At 31.9% G+C, this 20,442-nt stretch carries 23 protein-coding genes and 1 tRNA gene; 12 read left to right on the forward strand and 12 right to left on the reverse strand.

The genetic code is table 11. From position 1 onward, the window contains the following. The first annotated feature begins 9 nt into the window (after nt 1–9). From QWY99_RS19860 to QWY99_RS19875, 4 genes are read left to right on the forward strand one after another with little or no spacing between them, the layout of a single operon-like run. A complete protein-coding gene (locus QWY99_RS19860) occupies nt 10–375 on the forward strand; it encodes a hypothetical protein (protein WP_290267444.1) in 366 nt (121 codons plus the stop codon). Between the two features lies 1 nt (nt 376). After that, the gene (locus tag QWY99_RS19865) at nt 377–793 is read left to right on the forward strand and encodes a hypothetical protein (RefSeq protein WP_290267445.1); all 417 of its coding nucleotides are present in this window, start codon (nt 377–379) and stop codon (nt 791–793) included. Next, nucleotides 790–1,239, forward strand: a complete 450-nt coding sequence (locus QWY99_RS19870; protein WP_290267446.1) for a hypothetical protein — start codon at nt 790–792, stop codon at nt 1,237–1,239. Before QWY99_RS19865 ends, QWY99_RS19870 begins: the two co-directional genes overlap by 4 nt. Then, nucleotides 1,236–1,682 carry a hypothetical protein gene (locus QWY99_RS19875; RefSeq protein WP_290267447.1) on the forward strand — a complete coding sequence of 149 codons (447 nt, stop codon included), beginning with the start codon at nt 1,236–1,238 and terminating at the stop codon, nt 1,680–1,682. Before QWY99_RS19870 ends, QWY99_RS19875 begins: the two co-directional genes overlap by 4 nt. Before the next feature lie 280 nt (nt 1,683–1,962). Here QWY99_RS19875 and QWY99_RS19880 read toward each other — a convergent pair whose 3' ends face one another. The 6 genes from QWY99_RS19880 to QWY99_RS19905 all read right to left on the reverse strand — a co-directional run bounded on the left by QWY99_RS19880 (nt 1,963) and on the right by QWY99_RS19905 (nt 7,469). After that, on the reverse strand, nt 1,963–2,565 hold the full coding sequence (locus tag QWY99_RS19880; protein ID WP_290267448.1) for a hypothetical protein: 603 nt from the start codon (nt 2,563–2,565) through the stop codon (nt 1,963–1,965). 6 nt (nt 2,566–2,571) lie between these two features. Then, nucleotides 2,572–3,087, reverse strand: coding sequence for a hypothetical protein (locus QWY99_RS19885; RefSeq protein WP_290267449.1), 516 nt, complete (start codon nt 3,085–3,087; stop codon nt 2,572–2,574). 586 nt (nt 3,088–3,673) lie between these two features. Continuing rightward, the gene (locus QWY99_RS19890) at nt 3,674–4,276 is read right to left on the reverse strand and encodes a hypothetical protein (protein WP_290267450.1); all 603 of its coding nucleotides are present in this window, start codon (nt 4,274–4,276) and stop codon (nt 3,674–3,676) included. Nucleotides 4,277–4,547: 271 nt separating this feature from the next. Then, on the reverse strand, nt 4,548–5,135 hold the full coding sequence (locus tag QWY99_RS19895) for a hypothetical protein (protein WP_290267451.1): 588 nt from the start codon (nt 5,133–5,135) through the stop codon (nt 4,548–4,550). Between the two features lie 361 nt (nt 5,136–5,496). Further along, nucleotides 5,497–7,281: a hypothetical protein gene (locus QWY99_RS19900; protein ID WP_290267452.1), complete on the reverse strand. Its 1,785-nt coding sequence runs from the start codon at nt 7,279–7,281 to the stop codon at nt 5,497–5,499. Between the two features lie 108 nt (nt 7,282–7,389). After that, nucleotides 7,390–7,469: transfer RNA gene (locus tag QWY99_RS19905), tRNA-Leu, on the reverse strand. Between the two features lie 240 nt (nt 7,470–7,709). On the opposite strand from QWY99_RS19905, the gene QWY99_RS19910 reads away from it, so the two are divergent. The 4 genes from QWY99_RS19910 (at nt 7,710) to QWY99_RS19925 (ending at nt 11,131) form a co-directional block, all read left to right on the forward strand. Beyond that, nucleotides 7,710–8,651 carry a ribose-phosphate pyrophosphokinase gene (locus tag QWY99_RS19910; RefSeq protein WP_129540445.1) on the forward strand — a complete coding sequence of 314 codons (942 nt, stop codon included), beginning with the start codon at nt 7,710–7,712 and terminating at the stop codon, nt 8,649–8,651. Nucleotides 8,652–8,744: 93 nt separating this feature from the next. Beyond that, nucleotides 8,745–9,359, forward strand: a complete 615-nt coding sequence (locus QWY99_RS19915) for a 50S ribosomal protein L25/general stress protein Ctc (RefSeq protein ID WP_290267453.1) — start codon at nt 8,745–8,747, stop codon at nt 9,357–9,359. Between the two features lie 383 nt (nt 9,360–9,742). After that, nucleotides 9,743–10,381, forward strand: coding sequence for an aminoacyl-tRNA hydrolase (pth, locus tag QWY99_RS19920; RefSeq protein WP_290267454.1), 639 nt, complete (start codon nt 9,743–9,745; stop codon nt 10,379–10,381). Between the two features lie 141 nt (nt 10,382–10,522). Further along, nucleotides 10,523–11,131, forward strand: a complete 609-nt coding sequence (locus QWY99_RS19925) for a superoxide dismutase (protein WP_290267455.1) — start codon at nt 10,523–10,525, stop codon at nt 11,129–11,131. A gap of 456 nt (nt 11,132–11,587) precedes the next feature. Here QWY99_RS19925 and QWY99_RS19930 read toward each other — a convergent pair whose 3' ends face one another. The 4 genes from QWY99_RS19930 to QWY99_RS19945 all read right to left on the reverse strand — a co-directional run bounded on the left by QWY99_RS19930 (nt 11,588) and on the right by QWY99_RS19945 (nt 15,671). Continuing rightward, complete coding sequence (locus QWY99_RS19930; protein ID WP_290267456.1) at nt 11,588–13,486, reverse strand: amidophosphoribosyltransferase; 1,899 nt, start codon at nt 13,484–13,486, stop codon at nt 11,588–11,590. Between the two features lie 86 nt (nt 13,487–13,572). Then, nucleotides 13,573–14,496 (reverse strand): PfkB family carbohydrate kinase, encoded by a 924-nt coding sequence (locus tag QWY99_RS19935; protein ID WP_290267457.1) that lies wholly within the window; start codon nt 14,494–14,496, stop codon nt 13,573–13,575. A gap of 202 nt (nt 14,497–14,698) precedes the next feature. Next, nucleotides 14,699–15,100 carry a hypothetical protein gene (locus QWY99_RS19940; RefSeq protein WP_290267458.1) on the reverse strand — a complete coding sequence of 134 codons (402 nt, stop codon included), beginning with the start codon at nt 15,098–15,100 and terminating at the stop codon, nt 14,699–14,701. Continuing rightward, nucleotides 15,084–15,671, reverse strand: a complete 588-nt coding sequence (locus tag QWY99_RS19945) for an RNA polymerase sigma factor (RefSeq protein ID WP_290267459.1) — start codon at nt 15,669–15,671, stop codon at nt 15,084–15,086. The genes QWY99_RS19940 and QWY99_RS19945 overlap by 17 nt, the downstream gene beginning before the upstream one ends. A 126-nt stretch (nt 15,672–15,797) precedes the next feature. On the opposite strand from QWY99_RS19945, the gene QWY99_RS19950 reads away from it, so the two are divergent. Then, the gene (locus tag QWY99_RS19950) at nt 15,798–16,145 is read left to right on the forward strand and encodes a DUF6249 domain-containing protein (protein ID WP_290267460.1); all 348 of its coding nucleotides are present in this window, start codon (nt 15,798–15,800) and stop codon (nt 16,143–16,145) included. 62 nt (nt 16,146–16,207) lie between these two features. Here QWY99_RS19950 and rnhA read toward each other — a convergent pair whose 3' ends face one another. Continuing rightward, nucleotides 16,208–16,687 carry a ribonuclease HI gene (rnhA, locus tag QWY99_RS19955; protein ID WP_290267461.1) on the reverse strand — a complete coding sequence of 160 codons (480 nt, stop codon included), beginning with the start codon at nt 16,685–16,687 and terminating at the stop codon, nt 16,208–16,210. Between the two features lie 474 nt (nt 16,688–17,161). Continuing rightward, nucleotides 17,162–17,731, reverse strand: a complete 570-nt coding sequence (gene purN / locus QWY99_RS19960) for a phosphoribosylglycinamide formyltransferase (protein ID WP_290267462.1) — start codon at nt 17,729–17,731, stop codon at nt 17,162–17,164. 175 nt (nt 17,732–17,906) lie between these two features. On the opposite strand from purN, the gene QWY99_RS19965 reads away from it, so the two are divergent. The 3 genes from QWY99_RS19965 (at nt 17,907) to QWY99_RS19975 (ending at nt 20,338) form a co-directional block, all read left to right on the forward strand. Further along, nucleotides 17,907–18,143, forward strand: a complete 237-nt coding sequence (locus QWY99_RS19965) for an acyl carrier protein (protein WP_007137004.1) — start codon at nt 17,907–17,909, stop codon at nt 18,141–18,143. A gap of 193 nt (nt 18,144–18,336) precedes the next feature. After that, on the forward strand, nt 18,337–19,590 hold the full coding sequence (fabF, locus tag QWY99_RS19970; RefSeq protein WP_290267464.1) for a beta-ketoacyl-ACP synthase II: 1,254 nt from the start codon (nt 18,337–18,339) through the stop codon (nt 19,588–19,590). 7 nt (nt 19,591–19,597) lie between these two features. Continuing rightward, nucleotides 19,598–20,338, forward strand: a complete 741-nt coding sequence (locus QWY99_RS19975; protein WP_290267465.1) for a ribonuclease III family protein — start codon at nt 19,598–19,600, stop codon at nt 20,336–20,338. The last annotated feature ends 104 nt before the right edge of the window (nt 20,339–20,442 follow it).

Below are 20,442 nucleotides of genomic sequence, written 5' to 3' on the forward strand. Positions count from 1 at the left end.
AACAACCAAATGGATAGAATTTTTAGAATTAAATCAGTTAACGGAGATACAAGCTTCCAACACGTACAATTAAAGATCACCCCAAATGTCGATGGAGATTATTTTGACATGCAAGGAAATTATTTAGGCTCAACCGAAAATAGCAAAAAAAAAATTTATATTATTGGTCGTGATTCTTTAGCAATGCCATATTCGATGAGTTACATTCCCGGAGATTTCTTTGATAAACAAGTTTCTTTTACAGGAACAGGAAATATTGTAAATTTAAGAGCAGGCACAAAATACGGGACTATAATAACTGATGTATTGAGAGATATGCAGTTAATCGTTGCTAAAAAAATTATGAATCATTATTATACTGATGCAAGGTTATGATTTGAATGAACTGAAGTATAAAACTATCACGCAGGTTCCCAGCAAAATACCAGGAGGAACATTTGCCTTAACGAGAGTGGGAGGTGCAACACCTCATTCGGAAGAGCTAAGAGAAGGAGAAAAAGATATAAGTGTAAATCTTTTGCATTTCGGAACTCATATAATTACTGGTTGGGATGCAATAAATCTTTTTTCTCATGAAAGAGGACAACACATGGTGGATCTTATGAAATATAAAGAAACTATCTACACTGTTTTCTCTGGTCCTCATGAAATCGAGCGTCGAGCCTATATGTTTCAGATAAATCATCCAAGCTGGACAAAAACTACCCCTGAATTTAAAAAACAAATTTGGTATGTAATTTCACAGTATGTACATAAAACAGAATATGAACCTTATTTTAAAGAGTTAATATGAAAAAATATATAATTTTAGCTTTATTGTGTTTATCATGTAATGTAAAATCTAAGAAAGATGAACCTTGTGTACAGAAAATGGAATACTTTCCTCTTTTGGACATGCTAGTTCCTGAATCAGCGATTGTGGTATATGTTGACGATAAAGAAGGTTACTTGCAAAAAAAAATCAGTTTTAAAAAACTTAAGGAAGTAATATTATACTCGATAAAAGAAGAAGATAGGAGGTATTTTCGTATAGCAATTCCTGAATCGATATTAGATAAAGTTGAAGATAATACTATAATTTTTTCGATTTCTACTAACTATTTCCGTCCAGATATTTTAATAGATGATGTAAGAAGAGAGAACAAATGGACACCTGAACAAATTCAAAAAGCTATAGAAGGTGATATTGGTTTCGTATTCAAAAAAGATACAATTAGGGTAAAAATGTGTCAAAAATGAGAAAATATATAATTTTAGTTTTATTGTGTGTATCATGCAATTTAAAACCCAAAAAAGAAGATCCTTGTGTAACGAAAATAGAATACATTTCGCAATTAGATATGCTTGTACCTGAATCAGCAATCAATGTCTATATTGAAGATAAAGAAGGCTTCTTACAAGAAAAATTAGCTTTTAAGGAACTTAAGGGTGTGATATTGTATTCCATAAAAGAAGAAAATCGAGAAGATTTTCATTCGTATCCTGATCTAATACCATCCAAAACAGATAATAATATTGTAATCTTAAAAATTTTAACGGCATATTTCCATCCAAATATCTATATCAAAGGTGTAAGAAGAGAAAATAAATGGACACCTGAACAAATCCAAAAAGCAATAGATGGGGATATTGGTTTCGTATTTGAGAAAGATACCATAAGGGTGAAAAAGTGTCAAAAATGAGGAAATGTATAGTTTGGCTTTCAGTATTCATAATTTCTTGTAATTTAGATAAAAATGTCAATCCAATAGTTTGTATTGAACTAATGCAATACTATGAGCCTCCAAGGCGTAATATGAGCCAACCTAGTGTGATTATTAACGTCAAAGTTGAAGATACATTAGTTTCCCAAAAAATAGAAAGAGGGCAGTTAAATGGGCTCGTCATATATTCAGTAAAAAAAGAAGATAGAAATCGCTTTTTTAGGGCTACACAAATATTAGAACAATTGTATTGTCAGTCTTAACGATAAATCCCATCACCAACCTCTTTTATAACAGTCCATTTTCCTTTACTTTTTACCAAAATTAATATGGAAGTTGTGTCGATCTCTTTATAATTAGTTGTGGTTGATTTAATAGTAAATACGGCATACTTTTTATGCCTATAATAAATTACATCTGAAAAAGAAAAAACCTTATAGTTTTCTTTAAAATCAAACTCCTCATACTTCCCTGGATCAGGGAAGTCTTTTTGTTTTATGAAAATAATATTCTGATGTTTAAAATCTTTTAAAGTCCAAAAATCATCCCTAACCCATTGATCTTTAATGTATTTACTTTCATACTTAAGTTTCATTTTCTCCCAATCCTTTTCATTGTACAAAGGCTTATCAACTCCTTCGTCTCTTTCATATTTATTGGTGGTAGGTTCAAAATAGATTTTCCCCTTAAAGATTTCAATCGTCACATTATTATTTATTTTTTCCTGAATAATCATAATCTTGTCTGAATTTTTCAAATCTAAACTTGACAGATAATCATTAAGTGGTGCTTGTTGGTCTTTTTGCACAGCACAACTGTGAAGAAATTGAATAATGATAACGATATATAACAGCTTTTTCATATTGGCTTATTTACAAAGTTTGCCTACAGGTTTTTGTTCTAGTGGGGCACCTGAACCAACAGGGTTTCCAGTTTGTTCTGACACTAAGCTATTTTCAATTTCTAAAACTAATTCATTTAACTTTCTTGTTTCTGTATTTTTATTTTCTAAGTCTGTAATCGCAGATTCGGAAAAAAACAATTCAATCATATTCTTCTGTACCTTAATCACATAATAAGGCACAATTACACTTACAAACAAAGATATTGTATATAATTCCCTGTCTTCAATAATTAATACATTAAACGTCATACATCTATCTTGCCAATTAAACAATGAGAAGTCTTGATAATTTTTTAAAGTTTTGTCATTTTCAAATTTTTCAAGAATACTCTTCCTAAGAACCTTTCCATCCTCAGTATCAAAATCACTTACTATTCGATTTAATCTTTTATATTCCTCAGTAATGAAATACTCATCTTTTTCGGTATAAGCACATATATTTCGAGGATAAAGCAAATACATTAAAATCTTATTAATCATAGCATTAAAATTAATTTCCTCCAACGTACATGTTTACGGTACTCTTTTATGTTTAAAAAATAAAAGTATACATTTAAAACAATTATAAGAAGATTGTTATTAAAAATTTGATTTAATGACACTTTAAGAAAAAGTTTTTCTATTGCATGCAAAATCTTTGTTATGATTCAGAGTGATACATGGAAACAATCATAACATTGGCACTAGTACCCAAATAGAGTTCCTGTAAAGCTAGTAGACTCAAAAAAAGACAAGACAAAATTAAGTAATTGGAACCGAAAGAAACATTTCTAAAAAAGGCAATAAAACAAAAAAAACCTTCATTCTGCACTGCCCCCAAAAAGTTATACCCAATTTTAGTAAATGTGAAGTAATTAAAGATGGTGGGATCATGCTAAATGGCAATGACTATATTGGTATCTTGAAAATCAAATATATCTCTAATCTTCTTAATTGAAAGTATTTTTATATAAATTTGAAAGTTGCAAAATCAATTTTGCAACTTTCAAATTTTATTATTTTTACCTAATAATTTGTATCGTTTTTTTAGGGCGACACAAATATTAGAACAATTGTATTGTCAGTCTTAACGATAAATCCCATCACCAACCTTTTTAATAACAGTCCATTTTCCTTTACTTTTTACCAAAATTAATATGGAGGTTGTGTCGATCTCTTTATAATTAGTTGTGGTTGATTTAATAGTAAAGACGGCATACTTTTTATGCCTGTAATAAATTACATCTGAAAAGGAAAAAACCTTATAGTTTTCTTTAAAATCAAACTCCTCATACTTCCCTGGATCAGGGAAGTCTTTTTGTTTTATGAAAATAATATTCTGATGTTTAAAATCTTTTAAAGTCCAAAAATCATCCCTAACCCATTGATCTTTAATGTATTTACTTTCATACTTAAGTTTCATTTTCTCCCAATCCTTTTCATTGTATAAAGGCTTATCAACTCCTTCATCTCTTTCATATTTATTGGTGGTAGGTTCAAAATAGATTTTCCCCTTAAAGATTTCAATCGTCACATTATTATTTATTTTTTCCTGAATAATCATAATCTTATCTGAATTTTTCAAATCTAAACTTGACAGATAATCATTAAGTGGTGCTTGTTGGTCTTTTTGCACAGCACAACTGTGAAGAAATTGAATAATGATAACGATATATAACAGCTTTTTCATATTGGCTTATTTACAAGGTTTGCCTACAGGTTTTTGTTCTAGTGAGGTACCTGAACCAACAGGGTTTCCTGTTTGTTCTGATGCTAATCTATTTCCAATTCTTAATCTCTCAGTAGTTCCATTAGGAAACTTTTTATCAAAAACTGGGGTGTTTTTTAGTCCTCCCCACGCTAAATCAGTATAAGTCTGAGCTGGTTGTACACCATAAGAAACTGGAACACCAGTTTGAAATTCTTGTAAAGCGGCACCAATTATAAAGAATACTAAAAAATTAATTTTCTTTTATTATTACATTATTAAAAAAAGCATTAAACATTGTAAAATGCCCAAATATTGAATCTTGAAAACTGATATCGTCAACGACGTAATTAAGTAATTTATGTGGAAATTTTCCATACAGAAATTTATCCTCAATTATATTTTCAATTTCTAAAACTAATTCATTTAACTCTCTTGTTTCTGTATTTTTATTTTCTAAGTCTGTAATCGCAGATTCGGAAAAAAACAATTCAATCATATTCTTCTGTACCTTAATCACATAATAAGGCACAATTACACTTACAAACAATGATATTGTATATAATTCCCTGTCTTCTATGATTGATAAATTAAACGTCATACATCTATCTTGCTGATTAAACAATGAGAAGTCTTGAAAATTTTTTAAAGTTTTGTCATTTTCAAATTTTTCAAGAATACTCTTCCTAAGAACCTTTACATCCTCAGTATCAAAATCACTTACTATTTGATTTAATCTTTTATATTCTTCAGTAATGAAATACTTATCTTTTTCGGTATAAGCACATATATTTCGAGGATAAAGCAAATACACTAAATTTATTAAAACTTTATTAATCATAACATTAAAATTAATTCCCTCCAACGTACAGGTTTACGGTACTCTTTTATGTTTAAAAAATAAAAGTATACATTTAAAACAATTATAAGAAGATTGTTATTAAAAATTTGATTTAATGACACTTTAAGAAAAAGTTTTTCTATTGCATGCAAAATCTTTGTTATGATTCAGAGTGATACATGGAAACAATCATAACATTGGCACTAGTACCCAAATAGAGTTCCTGTAAAGCTAGTAGACTCAAAAAAAGACAAGACGAAATTAAGTAATTGGAACCGGAAGAAACATTTCTAAAAAAGGCAATAAAACAAAAAACCCCTTCATTCGAAGAGGTTTTTTGTTTTATCCACTAAAGTGAATTTTAACAGTAAAGATATAAGAGTCTTAGTGTATTAGAAAAATACGAAATCTCAGAAGTGGTGAATTTTTTATTTTCTTTAATCAGTCTACAATTATTTTTAAACTCAAAAAAGACTTCTTGATGCTGAACAGGAAATTTTTTATTTAAAAAATCTGAAATATTAGACGTCGTTTTTTCGATAGTTTCATCATATTTTGTACTGTTTGTTAATTGTTTTAAAGTCATTGCAGTATCCAAATCTATAAAATCCTTTGCAATAGCAGTGTTTTCTGGTTTTGTCTCCGCAATTGTTGTTATAATTGCAGTTGCTAAAGCATCATCGAAAGCGGTAAATTCATCTATTTTATGAAGGCTTAAAATATGTGCTCGTAATTTTGAATGGTAATTCAAAGCGTCTTTTTTAAAATCAAAACTACCTTTAAATTTTTTAGTTTCATCAGCAATCTTCAAACAAAAAGTATTGTAATTACCCAGAACATCATTAAGATTTTTTAACTGACCATAATTAGAACTGTTTTTTACATAATCTGCAATATTAATAAATAGACTTACTAAATTATTGAAATTTGGTGTATTAGGTTTAGTTTCTTTAATTGCTAAAGAAGCTGCTTTATAAATACTCATATCCGTTAATTTCCCATCATATTTACCTGGCTGTAAATGATTAAGCGAATTGATTTCATTTTTCTTTTTGTTTAAAAAACGAACAACATCTGTATCTTTAAATCTAGCAGGGAGTGGCGTGTAAACAATCTCTTTTTTCTCAACAGATATTGCAGCTTTCTTTTTATTTGAAATTAAAGCATCTGCAATTTCGTTTTTAGGATCAATGCTTTTAAGATTAGTTGCAATTTCATCAGTTGTCGTAAAATCTCTTAAAACATTATATGATTGTAAAATATTTTCTTGTATTGCGATATAGTATTTTTTATTCTTTTTGTCTTCTAAATTAGTGATTGATTTAGCTTCCGTTTTCCAGATATCAATAGCCTCATTCACTTTAAGAGCGTCAACAGGGTCGATTCCGGTTTTGATTAATTCAGACGCTTTGTTAAAATTATCCCCATTGAATTCTTTATCTTCTTTTAGGTAATTAAAAGCACGTTGCACATATTGGCCGTGAGCTAGAAATTTACTTTTAAGAATACCACCAACTTTAAGCTGCAATTTAAGTAGTTGTATATCATCAACTACTTTAATCTCTGATTTTCTGGGAAGACTTTGGTTTTGTTGGTTTCTGTATTGATTTGCTTCAAAATCTGACAAATCAGACAATACAAGCGTAGTATTTAGATTGTTTGGGTAATCTAAACCTGCCAGATTAGAATTAAACCCTTTTATGTTAGCAACAGGATTGACAAGATCACAATCTCCTAACTTAATTTCATGAACATCAAAGACACCCTTTTCTGGATCAATCAGAAGCAAATTTGCATAAATATGAGAAACTACAACAACTTTATTCTTTAAATCGTTTTTAACTATATGAAGAGTTGCAGGCTGATACTTGTACTCCAAAAGCGCTACAAGTTTTGGAAATCCTAAATTATTATTAATAAAATCGTTGTGCAAAATTGTTTGATCTGCTACATAATAACGCATCGTTTGATCTGTGAAAAATTCACGATCTGTTGAGTTATAAAGAAACCCAACTTCAATAGGATTTTCTTTTAAGAATAATGAAGGCTGAATTTCTTTTCTAACATTAAGGTTATCCCATCTTATTTTTTGTGCGTTTAAGAAAATTGAGAATAAAAGGAATGGTAAGAGTAGTTTTATTTTCATATTGAAAATTATTAAAAATTAAATAAAAATTTACGTGCTTAATAAAGGATTACTTTTCAACGAAAAGCTATAAAACCAAAAAAACCTCTTTTTTCGAAGAGGTTTTTGTACCCGGAGCCGGAGTCGAACCGGCACGGTTTCCCACAGGTGTTTGAGACCAGCGCGTCTACCAATTCCGCCATCCGGGCTTAGCAGACGAAAAAACAATCTTTTTATGAATTATAAATTGATTATCTTAACGCAATAGAATAAGTAATTATGATGTCATAACTGTGCTTATTCCTTTAACACGGTGCAAATGTAAAAAATAATTTTACATTTTCTACTAAAAATACTTAATTTTTTACTTTCAATCTTCAATAAATTTCATAAATTTGCAGCTCGTTAAAACGACACACACACAACTAACTACAAAACAACAAATTATAATGTCGCACCAAGAACCAGAAGCTAAAATTTTTGCGTGTTCAAAAAGTGTTTATCTTGCCGAAAAAATTGCAGCGCAATACGGAATACCGTTAGGTAAGGTTACAATGTCAACTTATAGTGATGGCGAATTTCAGCCATCATATGAAGAGTCTATCAGAGGACTACGTGTATTTATTGTTTGTTCAACTTTTCCAACTGCAGATAATTTGATGGAATTGTTACTTATGATTGATGCTGCAAAGCGTGCATCGGCTAGACATATTACAGCTGTCGTGCCTTATTTTGGTTGGGCAAGACAAGATCGAAAAGACAAACCAAGAGTACCGATTGGTGCTAAATTAGTAGCCAATTTATTAGATGCTGCAGGAGCAACAAGAATCATGACAATGGATTTGCATGCAGATCAAATTCAAGGATTCTTTGAAAAACCAGTAGATCACCTTTTTGCCTCTACAATCTTTTTACCATACGTAGAAAGTTTAGGCTTAGAGAATTTAACAATCGCTTCCCCAGATATGGGAGGTTCTAAAAGAGCTTATGCGTATTCTAAGTTTTTAGAATCAGATGTAGTGATTTGTTACAAACAAAGAAAAGTTGCCAATGTTATCGACACCATGGAATTAATTGGTGAAGTAAAAGGTAGAAACGTAATATTAGTAGACGACATGATCGATACTGGTGGTACTTTAGCGAAAGCAGCAGATTTAATGATCGAAAAAGGAGCATTAAGCGTTAGAGCTATTTGTACACATGCTATTTTGTCTGGAGATGCTTACGAGAAAATAGAGAATTCTAAATTAAGCGAATTGATCGTAACCGATTCAATCCCGTTAAAAAAAGAATCAAAGAAAATTAGAGTGTTGAGTTGTGCACCTCTTTTTGCTGAAGTAATGCACATGGTACACCACAACAATTCCATTAGTGGAAAATTTATTATGTAAAAGCGTAAGCTTTATTTGCATTTTAAAGAAAGCCTAAAACCTTGTGTTTAAGGCCTAAACAAGTATATTTTTAATAACTATATAATTTTTACAATGAAATCGATTACAATTAAAGGATCAGAAAGAGAAAGCGTAGGAAAAGTGTCAACTAAAGCCTTACGTAATGCTGGAGCGGTTCCTTGCGTGTTATACGGAGGAAATCAAGCAGTACACTTCTCAGCAGACGCTGCAGCGTTCAAAAACTTGGTTTACACTCCAAACGCACACACAGTTGTGATTGAACTTGGAGAAGGAAAATCATTTAATGCAATTTTACAAGACATTCAAGTACACCCAGTATCTGACAAAATTTTACACATTGACTTCTTCCAATTATTTGATGACAAAGAAATCACTATGGAAGTTCCAGTAAAAGTTACAGGTACATCTAAAGGTGTTCTTGCTGGAGGTGTTTTACGTTTAAACACTCGTAAACTTAAAGTAAAAGCATTACCAAAAAATCTTCCTGATTTTGTTGAGGCTGACATCACTCCACTTGAAATGGGTAACAAATTATATGTTACTAAAGTTGGTGCACCAGAATACAAAATTATGCACCCAGACAACACTGTTGTTGCTCAAGTAAGAATCTCTCGTGCTGCTATGAAAGCTGCTCAAGAAGCTGCAAAAGCTGCAAAAGCTACTCCTGCAAAAGGAAAGAAAAAATAATTTTTTTCAAACAATTACAAGAAAACATCAGTTGCAAAACTGGTGTTTTTTTTTGTTTAATACTTTTCTGGAGCAGATCTTTACAACTTTACAAGACCAAAAAATCCCGCCATCCGCTTTATCTTTTCCTGCCTAAAGAAGCCAGAAAAAGGATACCACTCCTATCGGGGCTATCAAAGCACTTTACTACAATTAATTCCCTCTGTTACACTACTACCATTTAAAATAGCATTAAAATACAATTACCCCAATTGCCTTCTCCTTCAACTTGATAACAAATAGATTTACCAACTCTCAACTAATCCAACAATCTAGCAACCTATAAATGCATATTTTCTAATTTCCGATTGCCCGATTGTCTAATTAAGTGTACTTTTGTATTTATGATAAAATGGATAACAAACCTGTTTTCATCAACAAAAACAGAAGAGGAATCAGAAGAGCAAACAGATTATATGAAGAAATTTTTAATCGTAGGATTAGGTAATATTGGAGCTGAATACGTTAACACTCGACATAATATCGGATTTAAAATACTCGACTTTTTAGCACGAAAAGAAAACATCTCTTTTGAAACTGTAAAACTCGGCGCTCTTGCCGAATACAAATTCAAAGGAAGAACATTTTTGCTCTTAAAGCCAAATACCTACATGAATCTAAGCGGTAAAGCAGTAAAATACTGGATGGATAAAGAAAACATCCCGCTAGAGAATATTATGGTAATTACCGATGATCTTAACCTCTCCTTCGGTACAATCCGCATTAAGCCAAAAGGAAGCGATGGAGGTCATAACGGACTTAAAAACATAAATTTAGTTCTAAACACACAACAATATACCCGTTTTAGATTTGGAATCAGCGATGAGTTTAAAAAAGGACAACAGGTAGATTACGTATTAGGCGAATGGGATGAAACAGAAAAAGCAAAACTTCCTGAACGTTTAGAAGTAGCTTCTGAAATCATAAAATCTTTCGGAACTGCTGGACTCGAAAATACAATGACGACTTATAATGGGAAGTAAAAATTCTTAAAAATATAAGTACTAGGAAATCAAATCATCAATTAATTTAATTTGATTATAGTCAAATAGTATTTTCTATTCCAAAGTTAAATGTATAAATTTGAATTTAATTATAAATATAAATCATAAAACAATAATATTATGGCTTTCGAATTACCACAATTACCTTATGCGTATGACGCATTAGAACCACATATTGATGCTCGTACAATGGAAATCCACCACACAAAACATCATAATGCATATACTACTAATCTTAATGCAGCAATTGCTGGTACAGATTTAGAAGGAAAAACAATAGAGAACATCCTAATCAATTTAGATAAAAAAAACGCTGCTGTTCGTAACAATGGTGGTGGATATTACAACCACAACTTGTTCTGGACAGTAATGTCACCAAACGGTGGTGGATTACCTACAGGAGATCTATTGGCAGCTATCGAGGCTTCTTTTGGAACTTTTGAAGAATTCAAAGCTAAATTTGCTAAAGCTGGTGCTACTCAATTTGGTTCTGGATGGGCTTGGTTATGTGTAGTTAAAGGAGGAAAACTAGATGTTTGCGGAACACCAAACCAAGACAATCCATTAATGCCAGAAGTTGGTTGCGAAGGAACTCCAATCTTAGGAATGGATGTTTGGGAGCATGCTTACTACTTACACTACCAAAACAGAAGACCTGATTATATCGAAGCTTTTTTCAATGTAATTAACTGGACCGAAGTTGCTAGAAGATTTGCTCTAGAGAAATAGTCTTTTTAGAAAAATATAAAAATCCGATTGATTCATTAATGAATTAATCGGATTTTTTTTTATTGTAAAATATCTCGTTTTATTATAATAAAAAAGATGAAATTTCTTTCACCTTTTTTGCCCCAAATCTACCATAAACTTAACCTACTAATGTTATGGTTCTTCAAATGTATGTTGACATTGTAGCTTAAACAAATAATTCTGTTGAACTACAAAAAAAAACGTTTATTAGTATTATTTCATATCTAGGAAACTATTGTCTCGTTCTTATCCTTGACTTTATTCCAATAAAAAAGGTGGAATTACTTCCACCCTTTTTGCCCCAAATCTACCATAAACTTAACCTACTAATGTTATGGTACTTCAAAAGTATGTTAGCAGTGCATTTCTTCCAAACAATTAAGATAAACGGTAAAAAAAATCGATGAAATACACATTTTAACTTTTCATTATGGTTTAATACGCTCTAGCGTCTTTTCCTTCGTAAAAATTCATAAAAGCACGGTTTACCACTCTATTACCTCCTGGTGTCGGGTAATCACCTGTAAAGTACCAATCACCAAGGTTTTTAGGACATGCAATGTGCAAGTCTTCTACTGTTTGGAATATGATCTTAACTTCTGCCTTAATCTCTGGTGAACTTAACATTTCTGCGATCTTATCTGAAACTTCTTGTGGTTCAAATGGCGCATAAATTGCAGTAACATAATTTACAACATCTACGTCTAAATAATTTTCCTGTGCTTTACACTTAGCATAAACCTCATCTACTATGTGATATAAATTACGCTCTTTTAACAATTCTAAAGCCGCTTTAAAAGCAACCAAACCTTCCAGCTTTGCCATATCGATTCCGTAACAATCTGGAAAACGAATTTGTGGAGCTGATGATACAATTACAATACGTTTTGGATTTAAACGATCCATCATTTTTATGATGCTCATTTTAAGTGTAGTTCCACGAACAATACTATCATCAATAATAACCAAGTTATCTGTTGGCTTTATAACTCCATAAGTTACATCGTATACGTGAGCAACTAAACCATCACGACTGCTATCCTCTGTAATAAAGGTTCTTAATTTAGCATCTTTAATAGCTACTTTCTCTGTACGTATCTTTACAGCAAGCAATTCTTGCAATGACTCAGCAGTAAGCGTATTCCTATTTGCTATTATATAATTATTTTTTCTCTGATTTAAGAAATCCTGAGCAGCTTCAACTAAACCATAAAAAGAAGTTTCGGCTGTATTAGGGATATAAGAAAAAACAGTGTTATCTGTATCGCTATCAATTGAATTTAAAACTGCTGGTAAAATCAATCTACCTAAGTTTTTACGTTCTTGATATATTTCTGCATCACTTCCTCTTGAAAAATAGATTCTTTCAAACGAACATGCTTTTTTAACTGTTGGTGTCAAAATTTCTTCCATCGAAACTTTTCCACTTTTCTTAATGATTAACGCATTTCCTGGCTCAATTTCCTGAACACTATCAAATGGCACATTAAAAACAGTTTGAATAACTGGTCTCTCTGATGCTACAACTACAACCTCATCATCTTGATAAAAATAAGCTGGACGAATCCCAGCCGGATCTCTAAAAACAAAGGCATCTCCATGACCTAATAATCCTGCCATTGCGTAACCACCATCTAAGTTTTTAGCAGAACGCATTAATATTTTCCCAATATCTAATCGGTCTGCAATAACAGGCGAAGCATCTCTTTTTGAATATCCTTCTTCTTTACAATCCTGATATAAAGCCATTACTTCTTTATCAAGAAAGTGACCTATTTTTTCCATAACGGTAACTGTATCCGCCATTTCTTTAGGATGCTGTCCTAGCTCAACTAAGTTTTCGAAAAGCTCTTTAACATTGGTCATGTTAAAATTACCCGCCAATATAAGATTACGGTGCATCCAATTACTTTGACGTAAAAAAGGATGTACGCTTTCTATACTATTTTTTCCAAAAGTTCCATAACGAACGTGCCCTAAAAACAACTCTCCTATATATGGAATATTTTCTTTTTGAAGCGCAACGTTTCCTGCATATTCAGGATGTGCTGCCATTTCTTCATTAATACGATCATTAATTTGAGCAAAAACATCTCGTATTGGTTGTGAATGATTTGAACGAACTCTACTTATGTATCGTTGTCCTGGCTCTACATCTAATTTGATGCTTGCAAAACCAGCCCCATCTTGTCCACGGTTGTGCTGCTTCTCCATCATAAGATACATTTTCTCTATCCCATAAAAAGCAGTTCCGTATTTTTCTTTGTAATATTCAAGCGGTTTAAGAAGTCTAACCAAAGCTATACCACATTCGTGTTTTAAAGCGTCGCTCATTGTATTTGTGTTTGTGTTGTTGTTGTAGTTTGTGCCTTTTTATAATAATAAAATTAAAAAAGCCCCGTGAACGAGGCTTAATTCTTTTATAGTTCTATATCAAACTGAGTTAGTGATTTAAATTGTTTCAATCTAGCCACTACGTCGTTTTTATCTAATGCTACCATTCTTTCAGTTCCGAATTTCTCTACACAAAAAGAAGCTAAATTCGATCCATAAATCACAGCGTTCTTCATATTGGTGTATGAAATATTTTCACTCTGTGTAATAAATCCTGCAAATCCTCCTGCAAAAGTATCTCCTGCTCCTGTTGGATCAAAAACATCTTCTAAAGGTAATGCTGGTGCAAAAAACACCTCTTTATCATGAAATAACAATGCTCCGTGCTCCCCTTTCTTGATTACCACATATTTTGGCCCAAGAGTATGAATCTTCGCTGCTGCTTTAACTAATGAGTATTCTCCAGAAAGTTGTCTTGCTTCTTCATCATTGATTGTAATTACATCTACACGTTTTATAACGTCTAACAATTCTGGCAAAGCACAATCCATCCAAAAGTTCATTGTATCTAAAACCACTAATTTTGGTTTTGATTCCATTTGATCCAAAACGCTGCTTTGTACCAAAGGATGTAAATTTCCTAACATTACAACATCTGAGTCTTTGAAGTTTTGTGGAACTTTAGGTTGGAAATCTGCCAATACATTAAGCTCTGTTGCTAGTGTATCTCTTGAATTCAGATCGTTATGATAAAGCCCGCTCCAAAAGAAAGTTTTTCCTCCTTCTACAATTTCTAGTCCAGAAATATCAATGTTTCTTGACTTTAACAAATCTAAATGTTCTTGAGGGAAATCATCTCCAACTACAGAAACAATAGCCGATTGTAGGTTGAAAAACGATGCCGACAAACCAATATATGTCGCTGCACCACCTAATATTTTATCTGTTTTCCCAAAAGGGGTTTCAATCGCATCGAAAGCAACCGTTCCGACAATCAGTAATTTATTCATTTTATGAATTTCGAATTAAGGTGCAAAGATACTTCATAAGTTTCAGAGTTGCAACGGTTCGTTGTACCAAAATTTTCATAAAAATCAAAACCAAATAAAAGAAGCAAACCTATTAAAAATCAATTAATTATAGATTAAAAATAACTAACATTTTCTTACAATATCAAGAATAAATCAATAGATAATTTTTAAAAAAAACGACTTAGAATCTATATTTTTTATCATAATAATTCTTCAATATTGAGATCTGAACTAAAACCATTAAAACAACTATCAAAACCGCATAAGATGTGTTTTTTGAAAACTGAAACACCGGAATCAAATTATCTATTTTAGAATAATATAAAGCACTTAAACTTAAATCACTAGCCACTGCATTATCAGCTATAAAAACCACATATCCGATAAATGCAATTAAACAACCAAAAATGACAGCCCAAACTGGTTTTGATATTAACGGCTTATATACAATACTTTTCGTTTTCTCTATGACTAAAACTTGTGACATGATTTTTGAGGTAAAATCAGCAGAAGGTTTTTGCAAAGTACTTTCTGCTATTAGTTTGTCAACTAGATTTTCATAATATTTATCGCTCTCTTTCATAATAATCTAATATTTCAGGTTCTAATTGCTCTTTTAAAATAACCGCTAATTTTTTTCTGCTTCGATATAATTTTATCTTGACATTATTAGCACTAATATCCATAATCTTGCCTATTTCATTTAAATTTTGATCTTCAAAATAAAAAAGTGTCAGCAAGAAGCTTTCTTCACTTGGTAACAAATTTAAACAATACTGAATATCTTGCTTTCTTTCCTGATCTTCTAAAATACTTAAAGCATTTGTTGTTGTTTTAACTACACATCCTTTAAGTTCATCGATAACAACATTGTGTTCTTCTTTTTTATTCTTCTTCAAATAATCTAAGCATGTATTGTATGCAATTTTATAAATCCAGGTAGAGAACTTAGAATCCCCTTTAAACTTACTCAAAGAATTAAAAATCTTGATGAAAGTATCCTGAGAAACTTCTTCAGCAATTTCTCTGTTTTTTACCATCTTTATAGCCAAAGTAAAAATCATATCTTTATAACGATCAACCAATACAGCAAACATATTGGTTTCCCCTAGAAGAACCTGATTGATATAATACTGATCATTTACTTTATCCATATTCCATATGACGACTATAATCACATTAAGGTTACAACTAAATTAAAAAAATATTTTAGCAAAATCTGTAACCTCCATTAAACATCTTTCGTCATATGGAATATCAATCAATTAAATTTAAAAATTATGGGTCCACAAATGTTAATACCAATTAGTCTTTTCCTAATGATCTTTGGAATTGCCTATCTTATTTTTTCTACCAGAAACAGAGAACGTTTAGCTCTTATAGAAAAAGGTATAGATGCTAGTATTTTTTCGAATAGCAAAAACAACAACACTCCTACATGGAAAGTACTTGTTTTAAATTTCGCTTTTTTGCTAATAGGAAGTGGAATTGGAATTTTTATAGCATTGCTTATTACAACTTACACGTCTCTTCAAGATGGCGCTGTATATCCTGCTACTATTTTTACGATGGCCGGAATCGGGCTACTTATCGGATTTAATAAATCTAAAGATTTAAACAACAATTAAGTCTTTCTTGATTTCTAAAAATAACGTGTCTGAGATATATTTTCTTAGACACGTTATTTCTTTTATGCTTCTTTGGAACCTATCTCTTCATAATAGGTGTCTATTGAAAGTTGCTTTTGCATGGAAGCCATTACAGCCAATTGATCACAACGCTCATTTTGTGGATGGTTGTTATGTCCTTTTATCCACTTAAAATCTACTTGGTGTTTTCGATAAACAACCAGAAAACGTTTCCACAAATCGGGGTTTTTTCTAGCAACAAATTTTTTCTTTTCCCAGCCAAAGACCCATTTTTTCAAAACAGAATCGACTACATATTTTGAATCTGAAATAACTAGCACTTTCATATTTGGCTTTTTAAGTTTTTCAAGACCTACTATTACAGCCAAAAGCTCCATTCTATTGTTTGTTGTCAGTCGAAACCCTTCATAATATTCTTTTTTATGTGGTGTTCCAACTAATTCCATAACCACTCCATACCCACCGTTGCCAGGATTTCCCTTAGCCGCACCATCTGTATATATATGTACTTCGTGTTCCATTTTTAGACTACTTAGATTATTAGACTACTTAGACAAGCTTCGCTTTTTAGACCTCTTGGATTAGTTAGACTATATCAGACTCGCTTCTCTCCTTAGACTTCTTAGATTGTTAGACTTGCTCGCTTCTTAGATTATTAGATAGATTAGACAAGCTTCGCTTTTTAGACCTCTTGGATTAGTTAGACTATATCAGACTCGCTTCTCTCCTTAGACTTCTTAGATTGTTAGACTTGCTTAGATTATTAGACAGCTTAGACAAGCTTCGCTTTTTAGACTTCTTAGATTAGTTAGACCATATCAGACTCGCTTCTCTCCTTAGACTTCTTAGATTGTTAGACTTGCTTCGCTTCTTAGATTATTAGACAACTTAGACAAGCTTCTCTCCTTAGACTTCTTAGATTAGTTAGATTTATAAACCTCCTGAACTACTAGATAATTTCCTTTCTAATGACTTAGAAAAAATTAACAATCTAACTAATCCAAGGAATCAATTACTCTATGAATTACTTTAGGAAAATGCTCTTGTTCTAATTCATGAATCTTAGCGGCCACGTCTTCGGCAGTATCAGCAGGTGTTAAGGCAACTTTTTCCTGAAAAATAATCGCACCTTCATCATAATTTTCATTTACATAATGAACACTTATTCCTGTTTCTTTTTCATTATTTTCGACTATTGCCCTGTGAATGTGCATTCCATACATTCCCTTTCCCCCATAATTAGGTAATAATGCAGGATGGATGTTAATTATTTTATTAGGGTATGCTTCGATGATGTGTTTTGGGAATTGAAGCAAGAAACCAGCCAAGATAATCAAATCCGGGTCGATTAGTTTTATTTTTTGTAGTACATTGCTTTCAATTAATTCTGTTTTAGTAAAAATTTCGACGTTTATATGATGGTTTTTTGCTCTTTCAATTACTTTCGCATTAGCATTGTTAGTGAACACAGAAACTACCTTTGCAATTTGTGTTTCAGCAAAATATTTTATTATGTTTTCGGCATTACTCCCTGAACCTGAGGCAAAAACGATTATTTTTTTCATAGTCGAATTGATTTATTTTTTGCAAAAAACGGAATAAAAAATCAAAATAAATAACATTCGAACCCCTTTGTTGAAATAAATTTTATAATTTAGTGTTACATTTATTAACTAAATCGTGGTTTTAAAATAAAGTTTTTTATTTTTGCCAACAAATTAAATTCTAAAATTAAAGATTATGTCAGACATTGCATCAAGAGTAAAAGCGATTATCGTAGACAAATTAGGTGTTGACGAAAACGAAGTTGTAACAGAAGCAAGCTTCACTAATGATTTAGGAGCTGACTCATTAGACACTGTTGAGCTTATTATGGAATTCGAAAAAGAATTTGATATTCAAATTCCAGACGATCAAGCAGAAAACATTGCTACTGTTGGTCAAGCTATTTCTTATATCGAAGAAGCTAAAAAATAATAAATTCCCACCCGATTTTTTTATAAATTATAAAAAGTCGGGTGTTATTATTTTTTATTAAAAATTTAAATTTTGGGTTGATTTTCAATCAAAAAAATATATTTATATTGTAATACCCATGGTTCTTTTGTAATATAATACAATCAAGAAAGCATGGGTTTTATTTGTTTAAAGCTAATAAAACACATTATTTATGGTATTAAGGCGAGTTGTTGTAACAGGATTAGGTGCACTTACCCCTATTGGAAATAACATTCAGGAGTATTGGAACGCGCTTATAAATGGAGTAAGCGGTGCTGCCCCAATTACGTATTACGATACAGAGAAACATAAAACGAAATTTGCCTGTGAAGTAAAAAACTTCAACATCGAAGATTTTATGGATCGTAAAGAATCACGTAGACTTGATAAATTTGCACAATATGCTGTTGCTGCAAGTGATGAGGCTATAAAAGACGCTGGACTTACAGATACAAATATCGACAAACAAAGAGTTGGTGTAATCTGGGGAGCTGGAATTGGTGGTTTAGAGACTTTCCAAGAAGAAGTAATGTACTATTCTAAAGGAGACGGAACACCAAAATTCAATCCGTTTTTTATTCCTAAAATGATTGCTGATATTGCCCCTGCTCACATTTCGATGAGAAATGGTTATATGGGACCAAATTATACAACTGTTTCTGCTTGTGCATCTTCTGCCAATGCACTTATTGATGCTTTCAACTACATTCGTTTAGGAATGTGTGATGTAATTATCTCTGGTGGATCTGAAGCTGCTATTACAATTGCAGGAATGGGAGGTTTTAACTCTATGCATGCTTTATCAACTAGAAACGAAAGCCCTGAGACTGCTTCAAGACCTTTTGATGCTACTCGTGATGGTTTTGTTTTGGGTGAAGGAGCTGGAGCATTGGTACTTGAAGATTACGAACATGCAAAAGCACGTGGAGCAAAAATTTATTGCGAAATTGGCGGAGGCGGAATGTCATCTGATGCGTACCACTTAACTGCACCACATCCGGAAGGACTTGGAGTTATTGCTGTAATGAACAATACATTACGTGATGCTGGTATGAAACCTGAAGATGTTGATCATATTAATACGCACGGTACATCTACTCCACTTGGAGATGTTGCTGAGTTAAAAGCGATTAGCGCTGTTTTTGGTGACCATGCTAAAAACATCAATATCAACTCTACTAAATCTATGACTGGACACTTACTGGGTGCTGCTGGAGCTATCGAAGCAATTGCTTCTATCCTAGCAATGAAACACAGTATTATCCCTCCAACAATCAATCATACAGTTGTTGACGAGAGAATAGATCCTTCATTAAATTTAACACTAAACAAACCTCAAGAAAGAGAAGTAAATGTTGCTATGAGTAACACTTTCGGTTTTGGAGGTCACAATGCTTGTGTTTTATTTAAAAAATTAGTTGACTAATTTTCATATGAGTATTTTCAAAAAAATATTTTCAAAATCCCGTTCTCAAGAAGACGGGATTTTTTTTGATTCTATTCAACAAATTATTGGATTCCCACCTATTTCTATTCAGTTTTATAAGAAAGCATTTACACATCGCTCTTCTAACCGCTTGGATGAAAATGGAAATCCTATTAACTATGAACGTCTAGAATTTTTAGGTGATGCAATGTTAAGCGCTGTAATTGCTGCACATTTATTCGACAAAGCTCCTGCAGGAGATGAAGGTTACTTAACCAAAATGCGTTCCAAAATCGTAAGTAGAGAGCACTTAAACGATCTTGGAAAGGATTTAAATCTGGTTCGATTTATCGAAAGTAAAGTGCCCTTGCAACATTTTGGAGAAAACATTCATGGTAATATCTTCGAATCACTTATCGGAGCTATTTACCTAGATAGAGGCTATTCCTATTGTGAAAAATTTATTCAAAATAGAGTAATCAGTCCTTATGTTGACATTACTAGACTTGAAGGAAAGGTAATAAGCTACAAAAGCTTGGTTATCGAATGGTGCCAGAAAGAAAAAAAAATATTCCATTACGATATTTTTGAAGATAATGGCATAGGTGGTGAACGTCTATTTGGAGTCAAATTAAGCATTGATGATAAAGTAGTCGCAAGAGCACGAGCTACTTCCAAAAAGAAAGCAGAAGAGAAGGCATCGCAACGTGCGTATTTTGCTTTTCAAGAAAAAATGGATAAAAAATAAACCCGATTTTCTTAAAACTATATCGTTTTCGTTTATAAATTAACAAAAACATACCAAACTTAACTATTGAACCAGCAATAGAAATAGTATATTTACAACTTATT

It is taken from the genome of Flavobacterium branchiarum (genome assembly GCF_030409845.1).
Taxonomy (GTDB): domain Bacteria; phylum Bacteroidota; class Bacteroidia; order Flavobacteriales; family Flavobacteriaceae; genus Flavobacterium; species Flavobacterium branchiarum.

Coding starts and splice junctions, on each gene's coding strand:
- QWY99_RS19860 (WP_290267444.1), top strand. CDS start 10: ATGGATAGAATTTTTAGAATTAAATCAGTTAACGGAGATACAAGCTTC.
- QWY99_RS19870 (WP_290267446.1), top strand. CDS start 790: ATGAAAAAATATATAATTTTAGCTTTATTGTGTTTATCATGTAATGTA.
- QWY99_RS19875 (WP_290267447.1), top strand. CDS start 1,236: ATGAGAAAATATATAATTTTAGTTTTATTGTGTGTATCATGCAATTTA.
- QWY99_RS19880 (WP_290267448.1), bottom strand. CDS start 2,565: ATGAAAAAGCTGTTATATATCGTTATCATTATTCAATTTCTTCACAGT.
- QWY99_RS19885 (WP_290267449.1), bottom strand. CDS start 3,087: ATGATTAATAAGATTTTAATGTATTTGCTTTATCCTCGAAATATATGT.
- QWY99_RS19890 (WP_290267450.1), bottom strand. CDS start 4,276: ATGAAAAAGCTGTTATATATCGTTATCATTATTCAATTTCTTCACAGT.
- QWY99_RS19895 (WP_290267451.1), bottom strand. CDS start 5,135: ATGATTAATAAAGTTTTAATAAATTTAGTGTATTTGCTTTATCCTCGA.
- QWY99_RS19900 (WP_290267452.1), bottom strand. CDS start 7,281: ATGAAAATAAAACTACTCTTACCATTCCTTTTATTCTCAATTTTCTTA.
- QWY99_RS19910 (WP_129540445.1), top strand. CDS start 7,710: ATGTCGCACCAAGAACCAGAAGCTAAAATTTTTGCGTGTTCAAAAAGT.
- QWY99_RS19915 (WP_290267453.1), top strand. CDS start 8,745: ATGAAATCGATTACAATTAAAGGATCAGAAAGAGAAAGCGTAGGAAAA.
- pth (WP_290267454.1), top strand. CDS start 9,743: ATGATAAAATGGATAACAAACCTGTTTTCATCAACAAAAACAGAAGAG.
- QWY99_RS19925 (WP_290267455.1), top strand. CDS start 10,523: ATGGCTTTCGAATTACCACAATTACCTTATGCGTATGACGCATTAGAA.
- QWY99_RS19930 (WP_290267456.1), bottom strand. CDS start 13,486: ATGAGCGACGCTTTAAAACACGAATGTGGTATAGCTTTGGTTAGACTT.
- QWY99_RS19935 (WP_290267457.1), bottom strand. CDS start 14,496: ATGAATAAATTACTGATTGTCGGAACGGTTGCTTTCGATGCGATTGAA.
- QWY99_RS19940 (WP_290267458.1), bottom strand. CDS start 15,100: ATGAAAGAGAGCGATAAATATTATGAAAATCTAGTTGACAAACTAATA.
- QWY99_RS19945 (WP_290267459.1), bottom strand. CDS start 15,671: ATGGATAAAGTAAATGATCAGTATTATATCAATCAGGTTCTTCTAGGG.
- QWY99_RS19950 (WP_290267460.1), top strand. CDS start 15,798: ATGGGTCCACAAATGTTAATACCAATTAGTCTTTTCCTAATGATCTTT.
- rnhA (WP_290267461.1), bottom strand. CDS start 16,687: ATGGAACACGAAGTACATATATATACAGATGGTGCGGCTAAGGGAAAT.
- purN (WP_290267462.1), bottom strand. CDS start 17,731: ATGAAAAAAATAATCGTTTTTGCCTCAGGTTCAGGGAGTAATGCCGAA.
- QWY99_RS19965 (WP_007137004.1), top strand. CDS start 17,907: ATGTCAGACATTGCATCAAGAGTAAAAGCGATTATCGTAGACAAATTA.
- fabF (WP_290267464.1), top strand. CDS start 18,337: ATGGTATTAAGGCGAGTTGTTGTAACAGGATTAGGTGCACTTACCCCT.
- QWY99_RS19975 (WP_290267465.1), top strand. CDS start 19,598: ATGAGTATTTTCAAAAAAATATTTTCAAAATCCCGTTCTCAAGAAGAC.